The organism is Sphingomonas fuzhouensis (assembly GCF_034659795.1).
Taxonomy (GTDB): domain Bacteria; phylum Pseudomonadota; class Alphaproteobacteria; order Sphingomonadales; family Sphingomonadaceae; genus Sphingomonas; species Sphingomonas fuzhouensis.
On the sequence record NZ_JAXSQY010000003.1, the window covers coordinates 298,095 to 316,956 of the forward strand.

Genomic DNA, 18,862 nt, shown 5'->3' on the forward strand with positions numbered 1-18,862 from the left:
CATGGTTAACGCCGCCCCTCAGGTTGAACGCCGCGAGCGCAATCGCGAACAGCCCGCCGATCATGGCGCGCTGGGCGCGACCAAGCTCAATCCGTTCGGCGACCTGCACACGATGCAGCATCTGTCCGCGCGCCTGGCGCGGACGCTGCGGGGGCTGTTCGAATCCTTGCTTCGCGACGAGCTGCGCTGCTGGGCGGAGCCGCTGGTCGTCCAGCGCTTCGCCGATTACCGGGCCGAGCGCGGCGACGGCCTGAGCGCGTGGATGCCGATGGAGATGACCTCGCCCAACGGCACCACCGCCGATGCCCAGGCGCTGATCATCATCGACGGTGCGTTCAGCATGTCGCTGATCGACCTGCTGTTCGGCGGCACGGGCAGCGTGCCCGAACCCCTGCCCACCGAATTCTCGCCCGCGGCCGAGGCGATGGTGGCCCAGCTGGGTGACATGATGGCCGTGCCCTTGCGCGGCGCCTGGGAATCGCTCGCGCGAATCGACTTCCGTGCCCGCCGCCCCGAAGCCTCGCCCGCCATGCTGGCGGGGATCGAGGGCGACGATGCGATGATCGTCACCCGCTTCGGTATCGCCGGACGCGATCGCCGCCCGACCATGATCGACATCCTCTATCCCGTCAGCGCGTTGAAGCCGCACGGCTCCGCCCTGACCGGCAAGGTCGTCGACAAGCAGGCCGAGGTCGACCCCGCCTGGCGCGGCGACCTGACCCGCGCGGTGATGACGGTGCGCTTTCCGGTTCGTTCGGTGCTGGCCGAGCCCGTCATTTCGCTCAGCCGCCTGATGGAGCTGAAGACCGGTGACGTGATCCCGATCAGTTTCGGCCCGGAAGTACCGGTGATGGTCGGCGGCGACCTGCTCGGCATGGGCACGGTCGGCACCGCCAATGGCCGCGCCGCCGTCCAGCTTACCTCGCTCAACCGGTCCATCGAAGGACTGGCCCGCGCTCACGAAGGATTCGAAGAATGAACGACATGGCCGGGGGCTTCCCCGTCGACACATCGGTCGCGGCCAATTTCCGGCTGCTCCAGGATGTCGATGTCAAGCTGACCGTGGAGATCGGCTCGACCCAGCTGTCGCTGCGCGAACTGCTGGCGTTGTCCGAATCGAGCGTGATCGAGTTGGACCGTCAGGCCAACGAACTGCTCGACGTGCTGGTCAACGGCACGCTGATCGGGCGCGGCGAGGTGGTGACGGTCGGCGATCGGTTCGGCGTGCGCCTGACCGAGCTGGTCAATCCCGACAAGCGCGGCTGATCCGGCGATGCTCTGGTCCTATGTCCTGAAACTGGCCGTGCTGCTGCCGCTGATCTGCGGCCTGATGATCGGTTGCCTCTACCTCTGGCGTCGTCTGGAAAGCCGGATGCCGGGTCGCCCCGCGACGCGGCTGATCCATGTCCGCGAGACGATGATGATCTCGCCCGGCCTGCGCCTGGCGGTCATCGAGTTCGAGGGGCGCAACCTGCTCGTCTCGGTCGGGCGCGGCGGCGTCCAGCTGGTCGACAAGGTCGAGGGTAAGGGCACCGCACCGGTAACGCCGGGGCCCGTCCCACCGACCACCCCGCGCCGCGCCGATTTCGTGTCGCGCTTCGCGCCCAAGACGTTCGACCAATGAGCATTTCCGTGACCCGCCGGGGCACCGGCCCCGCGCTGATCCGCGCCCATGGCCAAAGCGGGCCGAAGCGCAGCCTGAAGCCACTGTGGATCGTCCTCGCGCTGCTGCTGGCGCTGGTCATCGCGATGCCCGCCTTTGCGCAGGCCACGCCTGCCGCCGCTCCCGCCGCGGCCCCGGCCCCCGGTGTCGGCGACGCGGTCAACCGCGCGCTCGGCCAGCTGGGCGGCGGCAATAATGGCGGCTCGGGTTCGCTGAGCCTGTCGCTCCAGGTCCTCATCATCATGGGCCTGCTGACGATCCTGCCGGGCATCATCCTGATGATGACCAGCTTTACCCGGATCGTCATCGTGCTGGCCATCCTGCGCCAGGCGCTGGGCCTGCAACAGACGCCGCCCAACCAGGTGCTGATCGGCCTGTCGGTCTTCCTGTCGCTGTTCATCATGGCGCCCACGATCAGCCAGATCAACGCGAACGCGATCGAGCCCTATGCGCAAGGCCGCCTGCCCGGCACTGAGATGATCAAGGCCGCCGGCGCTCCGCTCCATGCCTTCATGGCCAAGCAGACGCGGGTGAAGGACGTGACGATGTTCGCCGAGATGGCGAAGTCCGGCCCCTATGCCAGCCCCAACGACATTCCCTATGCCGTGCTGCTGCCCGCCTTCGTCACCTCGGAACTGAAGACCGCGTTCCAGATCGGCTTCCTGATCTTCCTGCCCTTCATCGTCATCGACCTGGTGGTCGCCACCGTGCTGATGGCGCTGGGCATGATGATGTTGTCGCCGTCGATCATCTCGCTGCCGTTCAAGCTGCTGCTGTTCGTGCTGGTCGATGGCTGGGCGCTGACCATGGGCAGCCTGGCGAACAGTTTCGCGACGTAGCGGGCGGGGCGGCCAGCATTCCTCCCCTGTAAGGGGAGGTGGCAGGCCGAAGGCCTGACGGAGGGGTGTCGCGCCATCGAGAGGGTAACACCCCTCCGACGCGCTACGCGCGCCACCTCCCCTTCCAGGGGAGGAATGGATCGCGCTCCGGCACCGCGCAGCAGGCCTTCGTTAACCATTTTCGCCACATAAGCCGCTCACGGGAATCCCTCTCCCCACGGAAGCACACGAGCATCATGGACGCCCAATATTTCCTGACGCTGGCCAACCAGAGCATGTGGGTGCTGGCGCTCGCCGCCACGCCGATCCTGCTGCCGGTGCTCGTATCGGGCCTGGTCATCGGCATGATCCAGGCCGCGACCTCGATCAACGAACAGACCCTGTCGTTCGTCCCCAAGCTGATCGTCGTCGCCGTCTCGATCCTGATCTTCGGCAGCCTGATCGTCGGGCTGCTCAGCGACTTCATGGTCAGCATGTTCGAACGCATCCCGGATCTCGTAAAATAGGATGCTCGGCTTCGGCCTCTCGATCGAGCCGCAGGCTTGGGCGATCCTGTTCCTGATGATCCGCATCGGGGCCGCCTTCATCACCGCGCCCGTGTTCGGCGCGGTGTCGATCCCCCTGCCCGTGCGCGTCGCCCTGGCGGGTTCGATCGCCTTTCTGGTCCAGGCCGCCCATCCGGTCGTGCCGCCGCCCGTCATCTTCTCGGTCCCCACCATCCTGTCGGTCGCCGCCGAGGCGATCATCGGCCTGGCGCTGGGCCTGATCCTGCAGATCGCCTTTACCGCGCCGCTGGTCGCCAGCGAACTGATCGGCGGGTCGATGGGACTCAACTTCGCCACGACGATCGATCCGCTCAACGGCCGGTCGAGCCAGGCGCTGGGCCAGTTCTTCACCGTCATGCTGACGCTGTTGTTCCTGTCGGTCGACGGGCACCTCGTCCTCGTCGAGACGATCGTAAAAAGCTATGAGGCGCTGCCGCCCGGCCAGGCCTGGATGGCTCCGGCGCAGTTCAAGGCGATCGCGCTGTTCGGCGGCTATGCCTTTCTGGCCGGACTGCTGCTGGCGCTGCCGGTCGGTTTCCTGCTGCTCTGCCTGAACCTCGTCATGGGCATGATGGGCCGCGCCGCGCCCTCGCTCAACCTGTTGTCGGTAGGCATGCCCGCCGCGCTGACCATCGGCGTCATCACCATCGCCGTCGCCTTCCCGGCGATGGGCGACTATATGCTCGTCATCATCCGCGAGGCACTGGCCGCCACCGAAACGCTGGTGATCGGCTGATGTCGGAGGGCGGCGATAAAACAGAAGCCCCAACCCAAAAGCGCCGCCAAAAGGCGCGCGAGGATGGGCAGATCCTGCGCAGCCGCGATCTGGCGGCGGCCCTGGTGATGATGGCGGGTATCGCCTGGCTGATGTTTGCGGGGCCCACCCTGCTGGGTGCGTGCAAGGCGGTGATGGCGACGAGCTTTCAGTTCACCCATGCCGATGTCGAGGATTTCGAACCCTTTCGTCCGCTGATGGAGGCGGGGTGGAAGCTGCTGCCCTCGCTCGCCTCGCTGTTCGCGGTGACCATCGTCGCGACCATCGCGTCGCAGGCGGGCCTGGGCTCGCTCCAGTTCAACCCGAAGGCGATCGCGCCCAAGCCGTCCAAGTTGAACCCCGCCTCGGGCCTGAAGCGCATCTTCGGGATGCAGGGCTGGACCGAGCTGGGCAAGTCGCTGGTCAAGATCGTGCTGCTCGGCGTGATCGGCGCCTATATGCTGTGGAAATCGTCGCGCACCACCTTGGGGCTGGCGCAATCCGATTTGAACAGCGCGATCGGCTCGCTGGGCGGCACCTTCATCTCGATCCTGCTGGTCATGGGCTTCGGCCTGGTGCTGATCGCCGGGTTCGACGTGCCGATCCAGATCGTCCAGCTGCTCTCCAAGCTCAAGATGACCAAGCAGGAGGTCAAGGACGAGCACAAGGAAAGCGAAGGCAACCCCGAGGCCAAGGCGCATATCCGCGGCAAGCAGCGCGAGATGTCGCGCCGGGCGGTCCGCGCGGCGGTGATGGAGGCGCATGTCATCCTGACCAATCCGACCCATTTCGCCGTCGCCCTGCGGTACGACCGGGGGCAGGACGAGGTGCCGGTGGTGGTCGCCAAGGGACGCGGCGCGACCGCGCTCGCCATCCGCGAACTGGCCGCCGAGCTGGAGACCCCGGTGCTGGAATATCCCCAGCTCGCCCGCGCCGTCTATTATACCAGCCGCGAGGGCCAGGAGGTGCGCGCCGACCTGTATCAGGCGATCGCCGTCGTCCTCGCCTTCGTCTTCGGCCTCAATGCGGGGGCCGGCGGTACGTCGCAGCCGCCGGTCGACGTGCCGGTCACCGCGCGCTTCGACGAAAACGGCGTGGCCCAGCCATGATGACCGTCCTTTATTCGTCGCATCCGCCTAAATCCCCGCAGGCGGCGGCCGTTACACAGGGTGAGCGCGCGCCGGAGTATCGTCGATGACCACCGTTTCCTCGAGTACATCGTCGAACACCACGACGAGCACCTCCTCGTCCTCCTCCAGCTCGACAACCTCGGGCAGCGCGACGCAGAACGCGACCAAGACCGCCGCCCAGGCGCTGTTCAATTCGTTGCAGACGGGTTCGGGCGTCGATCTCTCGACCCTCGTCCCCTCTCTGATCGAGGCGCAGTTCGCCGCCAAGACCGCCGCGCTGAAAGCCCAGTCGGACACGCTGACCGCGCAGATTTCGGACGTATCGTCGATCAAGAGCGCGATCACCGATTTCGCCTCGGCGCTGGCCTCGCTGGCCAGCGGAGGGACGCTTGCCACCCAGGCGACCAGTTCCGACCCCTCGACGATGAGCGTGACGACGGCGGCCGGGGCCAAGCTGTCGGGCATGTCCAAGTCGATCACCATCAACGCGCTGGCGAGTGCCCAGGTCTCGTCGACCAAGTCCTCCTTTTCCAAAAGCGACTCGCTGGGCACCGGCAGCCTGTCGATCAAGGTGGGGTCGAAGGATGCCGTCTCGGTGTCGTTCAGCGCCGATGATTCGACGCCCGACCTGCTCGCGGCCAAGATCAACGCCGCCAATACCGGGATCAAGGCGTCGGTCATCACCGATGCCAACGGCAAGGCCTTCCTCTCCTTCACCGGGGCCAGCGGCAAGGACAACAGCTTCACCATCACCGCGACCGAGGGCGATACGGCGGGCCTTGCCCGGCTGAACGTCGGCAATGGTGCCAGTGGCACGACCACATCGACGAACGCAGCCAATGCCAGCATCACGATGGACGGCGTCACCGTCGAGCGTTCGACCAATACCGTCAACGATCTGGTATCCGGCGTGACGATGACCCTGTCGGCGGTGTCGTCCAAGCCGCTGTCCTTGACCGGCTCCAGCCCGACATCGGCGCTCAGCACCGTCGTTTCCAACTTCGTGTCGACCTTCAACGACAACATGACCGCCCTGAACAAGGCGATCGACCCGATCACCGGCGATCTGCGCAGCGATCCGGCCGCGCGGTCGCTGGCGCAGACGATGCGCACGCTGACGACGACCAAGCTGGTGCCCGGCGACGATGTCGATCTGGGGCCGAAGACGCTGGCCGATCTGGGCGTGAAGACCGAGAAGGACGGCACGCTCACCGTCGACCAGACGCTGTTGGCCAAGACGCTGTCGGCCTATCCCGACGTGGTCGAAAAGATGTTTCAGTCCAGCAGCGATAATCTGATCGGTCTGTCGGCGCGGATGAACAGCGTTCAGATGTCGGCGACCAGCAGCGTGTACGGCCTGACCGCGTCGTACAACAATCTGACGGAATCGCAGAAGGATCTGGCGGACCAGCAAAGCCGCCTGTCGGACAATCGCGAACGGGCCAGCGACGCGATGACCGCGCGTTTCTCGGCCATGAACAGCCGCGTCACGGCGTATAAATCGGTACAAAGCTTCATGGATCAGCAGGTCAAGATGTGGACGAAGAGCAACTGATATGACCTATGCCTCGGCCTTCCTGACCGATCCCGCCGCCGTCTATCGCCAGATCGACGTGGTCGGCCGCACCGCCATGGCCGACGGCCCCGCGCTGGTGCAGCTGCTCTATGAGGAACTGATCTCCGCGCTCCGCTCGGCCGCCTGGGCGACCGAACATGGCCAGCTCGCGCGCAAGAGCGAGCGGGTGACGCGCGCCACCGCGATCCTGTTCGCGCTGGAGGCGGGTCTGGATTTCGACAATGGCGGTGACATGTCGATCACCTTCGCCAAGCTCTATGGCGGCGCGCGCAAGCAGATCGTCGACGCCTCGCTGGGTCAGGATGCGCAGATCTTCCGCAACGTCGCCACGAGCATCGCCGACATCGCCGAGGCATGGGAAACCGTGCGCAAGATGAACGCCGCGCCGAAGAACTGATCCGGCCTTACCGGCGGAACCAGTGCCGCTGGACGAAGTAGATGACGATCCCGGCCGAAATCAGCGCGCAGGCGCCCAGGATCGCATCGAACGCCCAGGGCTCTTCGGCATAGGGCAGGTTCTTGACGTTCATCCCGTACAGTCCGGTGATGAAGGTCAGCGGCAGGAAGACCATCGCGACGATCGAGATGACCAGCGCGCGATTGTCGATCTGTTCGGCGCGCAGGTCGGTCAGCGTCTCGTGGATCAGCGCCGAGCGTTCGCGGATCGATTCCAGTTCCTCGGCCATGCGCGCGGCGCGGTCGGCGGCGGCGGACAGATGCAGCCGGTCGTCATCGGCCAGCCAGTCGCCGGGAAGCGCCGCCAGCTTCTCCAGCGCCGCCCGCTGGGGCGCGAGGAAGCGGCGATAGCCGATCGCGGCGACGCGCACCCGGCTGACCGTGCGGCGAAGCTGGAAGACGCGGCGTTCGTCCAGTTGCTCCTCGCAATCGTCCAGATCATCGCCCAGGCCCGCGACATCGGGGTCGAGATCGCTGGTGATCGCGGTGGCGAAGGCGGTGATAAGGTCGCCGGGGTCCTTCACCTCGCCACGCTCGACGCATTGGCGCACCGTATCGACCGCCAGCAGCGGGCGGCGCGTGACCGAATAGACGCGCCCCTTCACCGCCCAGATTCGCACCGAGGCGAGCATGTCCGATCCGTCGAGCGGCGCGCTGCTCCGTCCGCGCAGGTTCAGGAACGCCCCCTCGCCCACCGCCTCGCACCGGGGGCGCGTCTCGGTCGCGGTCAGCGCATCGACGACATAGGCGCCGATATGCGCAGACTCGCCCAGCCAGCGCTGCGCCACCGCGTCATTGGTTTCCAGATGGGTCCAGACCAGCCGCCCTTGCGTCGACACCGCCTCGCGGATCGGAATCGCCTCGGCCTGTCCGCCATCGATGCGATAGGCGAAACCGGTCATGCACCGCGGCCCATGGCGAGGTCGACGATCTGCCCCTCGCCCGGATCGGCGGGCAGCGCATCGCTTTCGATCCGCACCGCATCGGCACGCGCACGGTCGAGGATCGCGGACGGCACGTCGGCACGGTGATAGACCCGGTCGGCCGCCGCCAGCGCGCGCGCCTGGCGCAGGGTCAGGTCGTCGGGATCGGTCGAGGTGAGAACGAACGAGTCGACCTTGGCCGCCGGACGCTCGGTCTGCGAGAGCCAGCCCGCGACATCGGTCTTCCCCGCCAACGGATCGAGCGCGCCACCGGGCGACAGCGCCGCCCCGATCGCGCGTCGCCGCTCCGCCCCATCGGGAAAGCGCGCGCGCAAGGCGCTACGGGCTGCGTAAAGCCCCTCGGCCAACGTGCCGAGACCGGCGGGTAGCAACGTCTCCAACCGCTGGCGCAACGCCGCCGCCAGCCCCGCCGACACACCGCCGGTGCCGATCGCAACGATCACCGGCCCGCGCTCGACGATGGCGGGCAGGGTGAAGTCGCACGCCGCCGGGCGGTCGACCGCGTTGACCAGCACCCCGCGCGCCTTCAGCCGCGCGATGGCGGCCTGGGCTTCGTCCTCATCTTCGATCGCGACGATGGCCAGTGCGGCCTGCGCATCCTCGCCAACGACCTGCGCGCCCGCGCGGTCGAGCAGGCGGCGCTTGGCGTCCGCGGGTTCGCCGTCGCCGACCAGAATGACCGGGCGGCCGTTCAGCCGGACGAACAAAGGCAGGCTGGCGAGACTCACCTCCCCTTTCCTCCCCTGTAAGGGGAGGGGGACCAGCGAAGCTGGTGGAGGGGTGTCACCGCCGGAGAGGAAATACACCCTCCCGACCGGTGACACCCCTCCGTCAGGCCTGCGGCCTGCCACCTCCCCTTACAGGGGAGGAAGGCCGCAAATGCCGTCACTTCTTCAGCCACTCCGGCACGCGCTCGGCGGCGATGATCGTCTCGGCGGCGATGCGGTCGGCGACAACGGCATAGCGGTCGCCCTCGACCATCACCTCGGGCACCAGCGGACGACTGTTATAGGTCGACGCCATGGTCGCGCCGTACGCGCCCGCGGTACGGAACACCGCCAGGTCGCCCGACTTCACCGCATCGATCTCGCGGTTCATGGCGAAGGTGTCGCCCGTCTCGCACACCGGCCCCGCGATATTGGCCATCATCGTCTCGCCAGTGGGCTTCACCGCGACGAAGTCGTGATGGGCATCGTACAGCGCGGGCCGCATCAGGTCGTTCATCGCCGCATCGACGATGACATAGGGGTTGGCGACACCCGGCTTCACCCAGACGACTTCGGTCGCGAGAACCCCGGCATTGCCCGCGATGACCCGGCCCGGCTCGAACATCAGTTCGACATCCCAGTCCTTGGTCACGCGCGCGACCATCTCGCCATAAGCGGCGGGCGCAGGCATCACGTCGCCCGGCTTGTAGGGCACGCCCAAGCCACCGCCCAGATCGACGCGGCTGATCCGGTGCCCCGCCCCGCGCAGCTCGGCAACCAGTTCGCCGACGCGCTTATAGGCGGCTTCCAAGGGCGCAAGATCGCCCAGCTGGCTGCCGATGTGGCAGGCCACACCCTTCAGATCGATGCCGGGCAGCCCCGCCAGACGGTCGAACATGCCGAGCGCCTGGTCGATCGGCACGCCGAACTTGTTCTCCTTGCGGCCGGTCGAGATCTTGGCGTGGGTGCCCGCATCGACGTCCGGGTTCACCCGCAACGTGGCGGGGGCGACGAGGCCGCGTTCGTGCGCCAGTTCGGCGAGGACCGCGCCTTCTTCTTCCAGTTCCAGGTTGAACTGGCCGATCCCGGCCTCGAGCGCTGCGACCAGTTCGGCGCGGGTCTTGCCGACGCCGGAGAAGACGATGTCCTCCGCCTTCATCCCCGCAGCCAGCGCGCGCCGCATCTCGCCGACCGACACGACATCGGCACCGTAACCTTCGTCGGCCAACACGCGCAGCACGGCGATGTTTGGGTTCGCCTTGATCGCATAGGCGAGGTGCACGCGCGGCAGGGCGCTTAGCCCTTCACGGAACACCTGCGCATGACGGCGGAAAGTCGAGGCGGAATAGATATAGACCGGCGTGCCGACTTCGGCGGCGATCTTGGATACGGGCACGTCCTCCACATGGAGTTCGCCGTTCGAGAAGTGAAAATGGTCCATCAGCGGGGGGGCAAATCAAATTCGTCCGAACGCCGATCCTGCGACTGGGTCATCAGTTCGTCGGAGCGTTGCGGGCGTTGTTGGGGGGTGGCCGTCAACAATTGCTGCGGCGTCGGGGTCGCGGTGGCGCCGCGCGGCGCGACCGGCAGGCTCTCGCCCTTGGCCGGTTGCAGCCGGTTGGCGGCACCACAGCCGGTCAGCGCCAGCGCGACCAGCAGGGCAAGCGCGGGCTTCATGCGCGCAGGCCCCGCGCGGTCGCGATCGCGGCGCGGACATTGGCGGGCGCGGTGCCGCCGAAGCTGACCCGACTGGCGACCGAGGCATCGACCGACAGCACGTCATAGATGCTGTCGTTGATGCGCGCGTCGATGCCGGTCAGGTCCTCGATCGACAGCTGGTGCAGCATCACGCCCTTTTCTTCGGCGAGTTTGACTGCGCGCCCGGTGATGTGATGCGCCTCGCGGAAGGGAATGCCGCCGACGCGGACCAGCCAGTCGGCCAGATCGGTCGCGGTTGAGAAGCCGGCCTCCGCCACGGCGCGCATCCGCTCCGTGCGGAAGGTGGCGCTCTGGACCATGCCGGTCATCGCCGCGATCGACAGCGCCAGCAGGTCGTGCGCCTCGAACACCGGCGGCTTGTCGTCCTGCATGTCCTTGGAATAGGCGAGCGGCAGGCCCTTCATCGTGACCATCAGGCTGGTCATGCAACCCATGATCCGCCCCGCATGGCCGCGCACCAGCTCGGCCGCATCCGGGTTGCGCTTCTGCGGCATGATCGAGCTGCCGGTCGACCACTGGTCGGACAGCGCCACGAAGCCGAAGGGCTGCGACGCCCACAGCACGAACTCTTCCGCCAGCCGCGACAGGTGCAGCGAGCAGTTGGTCGCCGCCTGGAGATAGTCGATCGCGAAGTCGCGGTCGCTGACCGCATCCAGCGAGTTGCGCGTCGGCTCGTCGAACCCCAGCGCCTCGGCGGTCATGTGGCGGTCGACCGGGAAGCCCGTCCCCGCCAGCGCCGCCGAGCCCAGCGGGCACTGGTTCATCCGCGCCCGCGCCGCCACGAAGCGGCTGGCGTCGCGCACGATCATCTCGTGATAGGCCATCAGGTGATGGCCCAGCGTCACCGGCTGCGCGGACTGCAGATGGGTGAAGCCCGGCATCACGCTGTCGGCATGCTCTTCGGCGCGCGTCAGCAGCGCGTTACGCAGCGCGCCAAGGGCCGACAGCGTCTCGTCGATCGCATCGCGCACCCACAGGCGGAAATCGGTCGCGACCTGGTCGTTGCGCGACCGCGCGGTGTGCAGACGCCCCGCCACCGGGCCGATCAGTTGGGCCAGCTTCGCCTCGCTCTGCATATGGATGTCTTCGAGGGTCAGGTCCTCGGACACGCCGTTGGCGGCATAATCCTCGGCGACCTTGTCCAGCCCGGCGGCGATCGTCGCGGCATCCTCGGCCGAGACGATGCCCTGTTTGCCCAGCATCGCGACATGCGCTTTCGACCCGGCGATGTCCTGTTTCCACAATCGCTTGTCGAAGGGAATGGACGCGTTTATCTCGCGCATCACCGCGGCGGGACCTTCTGCGAAGCGCCCGCCCCACATTGCGTTGGAGCCGCCCATGTCGTCGCGTACCGTGATCGCCTGTCTCCTGGGGCTGATGGTCGCCGGGTGCGATAAGCAAAGCCCCGCGCCGGAGCAAGCCGCCAACACCTCCAGCGGTGAAGTTTCGAGCGGCGAAGTCACCAGCGGCGAGGCCACCGGATCGGAAGCCCCCAAGCCCGCAGGGGCCGTCGACCGCAGCCACAAGGGCGAGGCCGCGCCGCTGCTGAGCTTCACCGCGATGGACGGCAAACCGGCCAGCCTTCACGATTTCCAGGGACGCCCGGTGCTGGTCAACCTCTGGGCGACCTGGTGCGGGCCGTGCGTGGCGGAAATGCCGACGCTCGCCGCCACCGCCCAGCGGCTGAAGGGTAAGGTCGCGGTGATCGCGGTCGCGCAGGACGACATGGCCAAGGTGAAGCCGTTCCTGGCGGGCAAGAAGCTGGACGCGCTGCCCATCTATCTCGACCCGAAACTGACCTTGAGCGTCCATTACAAGGCCAATCTGCCGACCACGATCCTCTACGGCGCGGACGGCAAGGAAATCTGGCGCGTGACCGGCGGCTTCGACTGGGCCGGGGCGGAGGCGACCAAGCTGCTCGCCGAAGCCAAATAAGCCGGACGCCACCCCATAAAAAATCCCGCCCGGCATGAACCGGACGGGACAGGCTGGGGTAAAGCGGTTGGATCGGGGGCGGCGCGCGACCGCCCCCTTTCGCATCAGAACTCCGCCGTCAGGCCGATGAACACGGTGCGGCCCACTGCGTCGTACATGCCCGGATAGGTGTTGCCGTTGCCGAACGCAGCCAGCAGCCCCTGCGCGATGATCGGCGGGTCCCGGTCGAACAGGTTGTTCACACCCGCGCGGAAGACGATGCCGTCCTGCACCTTGGCGGTGCCCGCCAAGTCGAAATAGTTATACGCCTTGATCCGGCTGTTGAAGATCGACGGCGTGTTCGCGAAATTCGGGTCGGTCGAATTGTTGGTCAGCTTCGTCGGACCGATATAGCGCCAGTTCAGCGAGATCGAGCCGACCTTGGCCGCATCGGTCCAGGTGAAGCGCGACTGGTGGCGCCATTCCGGCATGGGCTGGCCGCAGGTCGGGCCGAAATAGCCGACGCAGTCGAAGGAGCCGAGGCCGGGGACCGGCTCGTTCACCAGCTTGCGGTTCCAGGTCCCCTGGAAATCGACGGCGAGCGAACCCGCGCCGCCCAGCGGCTGGAGATAGCTGAGCCCGAAATCGACGCCCGAGGTGCGCAGCGAGCCGGTATTCTGCGTCGTCGAGACGATATAGCCCTGATCGCCGAAGATGATGCCGCCGCGCGGATCACGCTTGAACAGGTTGCAGAAGAACGGATTACCGGTCGCGATGCACTGGCTGATCGTCTGCGGCACCGAGATCGAGCTGATATAGTCGCGCACCTTGATGTCGAAATAATCGACGGTCAGCGACAGGCGGCGCAGGAAGGTCGGCGTGAACACGATACCGGCGGTCAGCGTGTCGGCCGTTTCGGGCTTCAGCGCCGGATTGCCGCCGAACTGCGCGGTGCAGGTTTCCGCCGGACAGTCGGTGATGCGGCCATATTGCGCCTGGGTGACGCCGGTGCGCGCGCACTGGGCGAAGGTCGCGGTCGGCGTCGCGGTGGCGCAGGGGTCCTGCGCGCTGACATTGCCGTTGAACTGCGGCCCGAACAGTTCGGACACATTGGCGGCGCGGATCGCGCGGTTATAGCTGCCGCGCAGACGGATGTCGCTGCTCGGCGCCCAGGACAGCTCGGCCTTGTAGGTCGATACGATCTTGGACAGGTTGGAATAATCCGATCCGCGATAGCCTGCGTTCAGCGCCAGCTCCTTGAAGAAGGGGCGGTTCTGGATGATCGGCACTTCGATTTCGGCGAACACCTCGTTCACGTCGAAGCGGCCCTGGGTCTCCTTGGTCCCCTTTTGCAGCGCCAGCGCGTCGGCCTTGAACTCCAGGCTTTCATAGCGGTGCTCGACGCCCAGCACGACGCCGATGCCGTCGTCCGACCAGGGCGACTTGACGCCGTACGTGCCCAGGTCCGCGCTGATATTGCCGCTGAGCACGGTTTCGCGGTCGACGCCGCGGGTCGAGGTTGGCGCATAGATATAGCTGAACGCCGCGTCCGAAATGCCATTGTAGCGGAAGATATCGAGCGGCACGCACTGCGGATCGCTGCCGTCGATCACCGACTTGCAGGTCGGGGTGCCATTGACGTTGACCACCTGGATGCCGCGATTGGCGCGCGACGGGTCGATGTCGTTCTCATAGGTCTCGTTATAGAGCACGGTTGAGAACAGCGCATTGGCGTCGTAGCGGATGCCCTCGGCGATCTGGCCGCGAATGCCGCCCGACACGCGGTAATCGGTATGGCGCAGGTCGTCGCGACGCGGCCGGGCATTCCCCGCCACCGGGCGATAGCCGATATAGGCCTGCTGCGTCGCACTGGTGCCATAGGCCGAGCCGCACAGGATCTGGCCCTGCTGCGCGCTCAGGAACGGATTGTCGCAGTTGATCGAATAGGTATAGCCCTGGAACAGCGCGGACGGGGCGACCTGTGAATTGGTATGGTCGTCCATGAACATGACGCTGCCATAGGCTTCGATCGCGGGCGAAATCTCGTACTTGGCAAAGGCCCCGGCCGTGTAGCGGGTGTCGTTGCGCTGGAAATAGTTGAGCGGCGCATAATTGTAGCGGAAGCTGGAATCATACGGCACCCAGGTCCGGTTGCCGTCGCGGGTGTTGTTGAACGCCCCCGTATCGGCATTCGGTCCGGTGATCGGGTCGAACAGGCCGTACTGGTTGTTGCTCGACCCGCCACAGGTCAGCGTCGCATTACCCGCCCCCGCCGGATCGAAGGCGCAGGCGGACACGTCGCGATCGCCCTGCAGGATCGGCTTGGTGTCGCGATAGCCGAAATAGGCGGTCACATTGCCGCGATTGTCGGGAAAGTTGGTGCCGAAGGCGACGTTCACGTCCAGCTTCTGCCCGTCGAGGATCATCGGCTGGGCCAGCCGGTAATTGGCCTGGCGCTGTACGCTGCGGGCGAAGGCGTTGTCGTTCTGGTGCTGCGCAAAGCCGTACTGGACGTCGGTACGTACGCCGTTCAGGTCGTCGCGCAAGATGAAGTTCACCACGCCCGAAATCGCGTCCGACCCATAGACCGCCGACGCGCCGCCGGTGACGACATCGACCCGCTTGATGAGCGCGGCGGGAATGAAGTTCAGGTCGTTGGCCTGCACCGGCAACATGCGCTGGCCGTTGATCAGCACGAGGTTCCGGTTGCTGCCCAGGTTGCGCAGATTGACGCGCGCGGTGCCGTCCGACCCGTTCGAGCCATTCTCGTTCGAATCCGGCGTCACCTGCGGCAGGCGGTTCAGCACATTCTCGACCTGGATCGCGCCCTGATAGCGGATTTCGGTCGCATCGACGACGGTCAGCGGGCTGTTGCTGGTGAAGTTGGGGCGCTGAAGGCGGGTGCCGGTGACGACGATCTGCTCGCCCTCGCTGGGGGTATCGCCATCGTCGGACACCTGCGCCGCTTGGGACCCTGACGCGGCTTGAGCCGTCTGAGCGTGCGCCGACGACACGGAAAGTAGCGCAATCGCAATCGCACCGGCCGAACAGGCCAGCGTTTTGTAATTTCCGTACACCCCATTTCCCCATCTTGATTTTATTGGGAAAAATGTGACGGGAAACGTCATAATCGTCAAATATATTATACTTTATCTATGATAAGGGCATTTGATGCCGGTTAGGCAACCGATCATCGCACGTTGCGTTGCAACATAAGGCCGGGCTGGCCACGCATGACGGCCCGTGCACCGATGCAGGGAGATGTGGGAGCCGATGATGCAGGCCAATCGCCGCGAGCTGGTCGCCGCCTTCGCCGTTCTGGGACTGTCGCCATGGGCCGCGACTCGATTGGCCGCGCAAGTCAGCGGATCGCCGGGCGCGCCCAGGCCCTTTTCCTGGGCACAACTCCAGGCGCAGGCCGAGGCGCTGGCCCGCCAGCCCTATCGCCCCCAGGCCAAGGTCGAAGCCGCCGCCGCGATCGATTACGACGCGGTCGGCACCATCCGTTACCGCGACGACAAGACGCTGGCGGGCGGTATCCGGCTGTTCCCGCTGGGCCGCTACGCGCCCAACCCGGTCGGCATCCATATCGTCGAGAACGGCCAGGCGCGCAGCATTCCCTTCTCCCCCTCGCTGTTCACCGCCGAGGCGGGCCATGCCCCTCCGCTCGGCATTGCGGGCTTCCGCGCGATGACGGCGGATGGGAAGAGCGACTGGCTGGCCTTTCAGGGCGCCTCCTATTTTCGCACCGCAGGAGCGCAGGACCAATATGGCCTGTCGGCACGCGGAATCGCGATCGACACCGGCATTGACGGGCGTGAGGAGTTTCCGGCCTTTACCGATTTCTGGATCGAGCGGACGGGCGCACAGGCCTATACCGTCTATGCGCTGCTCGACGGGCCCAGCGTCACCGGCGCGTATCGGATCGAGTCGGCCAAGGGCACAAGCGGGGTCGAGCAGCGCGTGTCGGCTGTCCTGTTCTTCCGCCGCGATGTCGCGCGGCTGGGCATAGCGCCCGTCACCAGCATGTTCTGGTATGGCGAGGGCAATCGCGCGGCGGGCACCGACTGGCGGCCCGAAATTCACGATTCCGACGGTCTAGCCCTGCTGACCGGCGCGGGCGAACGGCTGTGGCGGCCGCTGGTCAATCCGCCGCGCCCGACGCTCGACAGCTTCGCCGACACCAATCCGCGCGGCTTCGGCCTGCTCCAGCGCGACCGCGACTTCGATCATTATCAGGATGACGGGGCGTTCTATGACCGTCGCGCCAACCTGTGGGTCCAGCCGCAAGGCGACTGGGGCAAGGGGCAGGTCATGCTCTACGCCTTTCCCACCGCGTCGGAAACGGTCGACAATATCGTCGCCTTCTGGAACCCCGCCGATGCGCCCAAGGCGGGGCAGATGCGGCAATTCGATTACCGGCTGAGCTGGACCTCGACCGATCCGACCGTGGTCCCCGCCGTCGCGCATGCGGTCGACGAATGGACCGGTGCCGCCGGACGCCCCGGCGCCGAGCCGACGCCGGGCGCGCGCAAGCTGGTGGTCGATTTCGTCGGTCCGGCGCTGGCCGGGCTCGACCGGCAGAGCGGGGTCACCGCCGATATCTCGGTCACGCATGGCAAACTGCTGACCCAGGCCGCCTATCCGGTGGTCGGCCAGCCCAACCGCTGGCGCGTCACCGCCGATATCGCGCCCGAGGGGCAACAGGGTGGAGGGGGCCCCGCCGATGTCCGCCTGTTCCTGAAGCGGGGGGCCAAGGCGCTGACCGAGACGGTGTTGATGCCGATCTTCCTGCCATGACCGACAGCCGCGCCATGATGCCGCCGCCAGCACCGCTGACCATGCCGGTCCAGCGCTTCGACGGCCCGCCCCCGCCGCATACCGCGCCCGAGCCCCGGCCCGGCATCAACCTGGCCCCCGACGATATCCTGACGCGGCGGTTGCTGCTGGTGCTGCTGACCGGCTTGCTGGCGACCGCCGCCGCCGCCTCGGTGAAGGAGGCGTTGCTGAGTGACGGGTTCAGCCTGCTCGACGGGGTGCTGCTGCTGCTGTTCTTCCCGCTGTTCGCCTGGATTTCGTTCGGCTTCGTCACCGCGGCGATCGGGTTCATCCTGCTGATCTCCGGCGCGCATCCCGGCATCACCGCGGCGCCGCGCGGCGCGGCCCCCCCGACGGCGCGCACGGCGATACTGGTGCCGGTGCATAACGAGGATGTCGACGCCGTCTTCGACCGGATCGCGCGCATGGCGACGATGATCGACCGGGCGGGCGCGGCCGACCGCTTCGCCATTTTCATACTGTCCGATTCAGGCGAGGCCGCCGAGGTCGAGGAACGCGCCGCCTGGGAATGCTGGGCGCCCCGGTTGCGGGTGCCGCTCTATTATCGCCGCCGGACCGAGAATGTTGGGCGCAAGCCCGGCAATGTCGCCGAATGGGTGCGCAACCACGGCGCGGCGTACGACTTCATGCTGATGCTCGACGCCGACAGCCTGATGGGCGGCGACACGATCGTCGGCATGGCGCAGATCATGGAGCAGCGCCCCTCGATCGCCCTCCTCCAGACCGTGCCGATGATTATCGGCGCGACGACCTTCTTCCAGCGTTGGATGCAGTTCGCCAGCCGTTTCTACGGGCCGATCTCGACCGCAGGCCTCGTCTGGTGGTCGGGATCGGAATCAACCTTCTGGGGCCATAACGCGCTGATCCGCATCCGCGCCTTTGCGGAAAGCTGCGGCCTGCCCGACCTGCCCGGACGCCCGCCCTTCGGCGGCACGATCATGAGCCACGACATGGTCGAGGCGGCGTTGCTCCGGCGGCGCGGCTGGCGGCTGCACATGCTGATGGTCGAGGACAGTTTCGAGGAATTCCCACCGACCCTGATCGACCAGGCGGTGCGCGACCGCCGCTGGGCGCAGGGCAATACCCAGCATCTGAAGCTGCTGGGCGCGAGCGGTTTCCACTGGATCAGCCGGTTGCAGCTGCTGATCGGCGCCTCCGCCTATCTGATGTCGCCCGCCTGGCTGATCCTGATCGCGACCTCGATCGTGCAGAGCCTGTCCGACGATGCGCGGACGGTGCGCGCGGTGACGTCGGTACAGGTGCTGATCGTCACCCTGATCCTGTTGTTCGGGCCGAAGGTCCTGAGCATCGTCTGGGCGATGGCGGACCGCGAACGCCGGGCGAGCTATGGCGGCGCGCGGGGAATCCTGGCGTCGGTCGCGCTCGACGTGCCGCTGTCGATCCTGACCGCGCCGGTGATCGCGCTGACCCAGACGATCGACCTCATCAACATCGTGCGCGGCAAGCCCTCGGGCTGGAGCCCGCAGAGCCGGGTGCGCGACGGGCTGGCGGCGGCGGATGCGATGCCGCGTTATTACTGGCATCTGGGGGTGGGCGTGGCGCTGCTCGGCGTATCGGTCCTGAACCCGATGCTGGGGGCCTGGCTGTCGCCGGTGACGCTGGGGCTGTTGCTGGCCCCCTGGCTGGCGATGGAGACGGCCAAGGTGCGGCCGGGCGAGCGGTTGGCGAAGAAGGGGGTGTTCGCGGTGCCGGGATCGGCGGTGGCGGAACCGGTACGGCCCTTGGCGCTGGCCTGAACCTCGCGGGACGACGGCG

The 18,862-nt window shown here is 66.8% G+C and carries 18 protein-coding genes; 12 read left to right on the forward strand and 6 right to left on the reverse strand.

Translation table 11 applies throughout. The annotated features are described in order from the left end of the window. Nucleotide 1 precedes the first annotated feature (1 nt). From U1H82_RS09630 to U1H82_RS09670, 9 genes are all read left to right on the forward strand, one after another. Complete coding sequence (locus U1H82_RS09630) at nt 2-979, forward strand: flagellar motor switch protein FliM (RefSeq protein ID WP_322964710.1); 978 nt, start codon at nt 2-4, stop codon at nt 977-979. Further along, nucleotides 976-1,266, forward strand: coding sequence for a flagellar motor switch protein FliN (gene fliN, locus U1H82_RS09635; RefSeq protein WP_042487397.1), 291 nt, complete (start codon nt 976-978; stop codon nt 1,264-1,266). The genes U1H82_RS09630 and fliN overlap by 4 nt, the downstream gene beginning before the upstream one ends. Nucleotides 1,267-1,273: 7 nt before the next feature. Continuing rightward, nucleotides 1,274-1,624, forward strand: a complete 351-nt coding sequence (locus U1H82_RS09640) for a flagellar biosynthetic protein FliO (protein ID WP_322964711.1) — start codon at nt 1,274-1,276, stop codon at nt 1,622-1,624. Next, a complete protein-coding gene (gene fliP / locus U1H82_RS09645; protein ID WP_322964712.1) occupies nt 1,621-2,502 on the forward strand; it encodes a flagellar type III secretion system pore protein FliP in 882 nt (293 codons plus the stop codon). The genes U1H82_RS09640 and fliP overlap by 4 nt, the downstream gene beginning before the upstream one ends. A 236-nt stretch (nt 2,503-2,738) precedes the next feature. After that, nucleotides 2,739-3,008 carry a flagellar biosynthesis protein FliQ gene (gene fliQ / locus U1H82_RS09650; protein ID WP_322964713.1) on the forward strand — a complete coding sequence of 90 codons (270 nt, stop codon included), beginning with the start codon at nt 2,739-2,741 and terminating at the stop codon, nt 3,006-3,008. 1 nt (nt 3,009) lies between these two features. After that, a complete protein-coding gene (fliR, locus tag U1H82_RS09655; protein ID WP_322964714.1) occupies nt 3,010-3,783 on the forward strand; it encodes a flagellar biosynthetic protein FliR in 774 nt (257 codons plus the stop codon). Beyond that, entirely contained in the window at nt 3,783-4,910 is a 1,128-nt protein-coding gene (flhB, locus tag U1H82_RS09660; RefSeq protein WP_322964715.1) for a flagellar biosynthesis protein FlhB, read from the forward strand. Before fliR ends, flhB begins: the two co-directional genes overlap by 1 nt. An 85-nt stretch (nt 4,911-4,995) precedes the next feature. Next, nucleotides 4,996-6,486, forward strand: coding sequence for a flagellar filament capping protein FliD (gene fliD / locus U1H82_RS09665; protein WP_322964716.1), 1,491 nt, complete (start codon nt 4,996-4,998; stop codon nt 6,484-6,486). Between the two features lies 1 nt (nt 6,487). Continuing rightward, nucleotides 6,488-6,904: a flagellar export chaperone FliS gene (locus U1H82_RS09670; RefSeq protein ID WP_322964717.1), complete on the forward strand. Its 417-nt coding sequence runs from the start codon at nt 6,488-6,490 to the stop codon at nt 6,902-6,904. Nucleotides 6,905-6,911: 7 nt separating this feature from the next. On the opposite strand, the gene U1H82_RS09675 is transcribed toward U1H82_RS09670, so the two are convergent. From U1H82_RS09675 to argH, 5 genes are all read right to left on the reverse strand, one after another. Beyond that, nucleotides 6,912-7,865, reverse strand: a complete 954-nt coding sequence (locus U1H82_RS09675) for a zinc transporter ZntB (RefSeq protein ID WP_322964718.1) — start codon at nt 7,863-7,865, stop codon at nt 6,912-6,914. After that, complete coding sequence (locus tag U1H82_RS09680) at nt 7,862-8,635, reverse strand: precorrin-2 dehydrogenase/sirohydrochlorin ferrochelatase family protein (protein WP_322964719.1); 774 nt, start codon at nt 8,633-8,635, stop codon at nt 7,862-7,864. The genes U1H82_RS09675 and U1H82_RS09680 overlap by 4 nt, the downstream gene beginning before the upstream one ends. A gap of 157 nt (nt 8,636-8,792) precedes the next feature. After that, on the reverse strand, nt 8,793-10,055 hold the full coding sequence (gene lysA / locus U1H82_RS09685; RefSeq protein WP_322964720.1) for a diaminopimelate decarboxylase: 1,263 nt from the start codon (nt 10,053-10,055) through the stop codon (nt 8,793-8,795). Continuing rightward, complete coding sequence (locus U1H82_RS09690; protein ID WP_042487426.1) at nt 10,055-10,291, reverse strand: hypothetical protein; 237 nt, start codon at nt 10,289-10,291, stop codon at nt 10,055-10,057. Before U1H82_RS09690 ends, lysA begins: the two co-directional genes overlap by 1 nt. Next, nucleotides 10,288-11,655 (reverse strand): argininosuccinate lyase, encoded by a 1,368-nt coding sequence (gene argH / locus U1H82_RS09695; protein ID WP_322964721.1) that lies wholly within the window; start codon nt 11,653-11,655, stop codon nt 10,288-10,290. The genes U1H82_RS09690 and argH overlap by 4 nt, the downstream gene beginning before the upstream one ends. A 16-nt stretch (nt 11,656-11,671) precedes the next feature. Between argH and U1H82_RS09700 the strand changes: the two genes are divergently transcribed. After that, complete coding sequence (locus U1H82_RS09700; RefSeq protein ID WP_322964722.1) at nt 11,672-12,268, forward strand: TlpA family protein disulfide reductase; 597 nt, start codon at nt 11,672-11,674, stop codon at nt 12,266-12,268. Nucleotides 12,269-12,372: 104 nt separating this feature from the next. Here U1H82_RS09700 and U1H82_RS09705 read toward each other — a convergent pair whose 3' ends face one another. Then, on the reverse strand, nt 12,373-15,204 hold the full coding sequence (locus U1H82_RS09705; RefSeq protein WP_322964723.1) for a TonB-dependent receptor domain-containing protein: 2,832 nt from the start codon (nt 15,202-15,204) through the stop codon (nt 12,373-12,375). A 316-nt stretch (nt 15,205-15,520) separates the two neighbouring features. Here U1H82_RS09705 and U1H82_RS09710 point away from each other — a divergent pair, with 316 nt between their 5' ends. After that, nucleotides 15,521-17,047 carry an OpgD/OpgG family glucan biosynthesis protein gene (locus U1H82_RS09710; protein WP_322964724.1) on the forward strand — a complete coding sequence of 509 codons (1,527 nt, stop codon included), beginning with the start codon at nt 15,521-15,523 and terminating at the stop codon, nt 17,045-17,047. Then, nucleotides 17,044-18,843: a glucans biosynthesis glucosyltransferase MdoH gene (mdoH, locus tag U1H82_RS09715; protein ID WP_322964725.1), complete on the forward strand. Its 1,800-nt coding sequence runs from the start codon at nt 17,044-17,046 to the stop codon at nt 18,841-18,843. The genes U1H82_RS09710 and mdoH overlap by 4 nt, the downstream gene beginning before the upstream one ends. The last annotated feature ends 19 nt before the right edge of the window (nt 18,844-18,862 follow it).

Coding starts and splice junctions, on each gene's coding strand:
- U1H82_RS09630 (WP_322964710.1), top strand. CDS start 2: ATGGTTAACGCCGCCCCTCAGGTTGAACGCCGCGAGCGCAATCGCGAA.
- fliN (WP_042487397.1), top strand. CDS start 976: ATGAACGACATGGCCGGGGGCTTCCCCGTCGACACATCGGTCGCGGCC.
- U1H82_RS09640 (WP_322964711.1), top strand. CDS start 1,274: ATGCTCTGGTCCTATGTCCTGAAACTGGCCGTGCTGCTGCCGCTGATC.
- fliP (WP_322964712.1), top strand. CDS start 1,621: ATGAGCATTTCCGTGACCCGCCGGGGCACCGGCCCCGCGCTGATCCGC.
- fliQ (WP_322964713.1), top strand. CDS start 2,739: ATGGACGCCCAATATTTCCTGACGCTGGCCAACCAGAGCATGTGGGTG.
- fliR (WP_322964714.1), top strand. CDS start 3,010: ATGCTCGGCTTCGGCCTCTCGATCGAGCCGCAGGCTTGGGCGATCCTG.
- flhB (WP_322964715.1), top strand. CDS start 3,783: ATGTCGGAGGGCGGCGATAAAACAGAAGCCCCAACCCAAAAGCGCCGC.
- fliD (WP_322964716.1), top strand. CDS start 4,996: ATGACCACCGTTTCCTCGAGTACATCGTCGAACACCACGACGAGCACC.
- U1H82_RS09670 (WP_322964717.1), top strand. CDS start 6,488: ATGACCTATGCCTCGGCCTTCCTGACCGATCCCGCCGCCGTCTATCGC.
- U1H82_RS09675 (WP_322964718.1), bottom strand. CDS start 7,865: ATGACCGGTTTCGCCTATCGCATCGATGGCGGACAGGCCGAGGCGATT.
- lysA (WP_322964720.1), bottom strand. CDS start 10,055: ATGGACCATTTTCACTTCTCGAACGGCGAACTCCATGTGGAGGACGTG.
- U1H82_RS09690 (WP_042487426.1), bottom strand. CDS start 10,291: ATGAAGCCCGCGCTTGCCCTGCTGGTCGCGCTGGCGCTGACCGGCTGT.
- argH (WP_322964721.1), bottom strand. CDS start 11,655: ATGTGGGGCGGGCGCTTCGCAGAAGGTCCCGCCGCGGTGATGCGCGAG.
- U1H82_RS09700 (WP_322964722.1), top strand. CDS start 11,672: ATGTCGTCGCGTACCGTGATCGCCTGTCTCCTGGGGCTGATGGTCGCC.
- U1H82_RS09710 (WP_322964724.1), top strand. CDS start 15,521: ATGATGCAGGCCAATCGCCGCGAGCTGGTCGCCGCCTTCGCCGTTCTG.
- mdoH (WP_322964725.1), top strand. CDS start 17,044: ATGACCGACAGCCGCGCCATGATGCCGCCGCCAGCACCGCTGACCATG.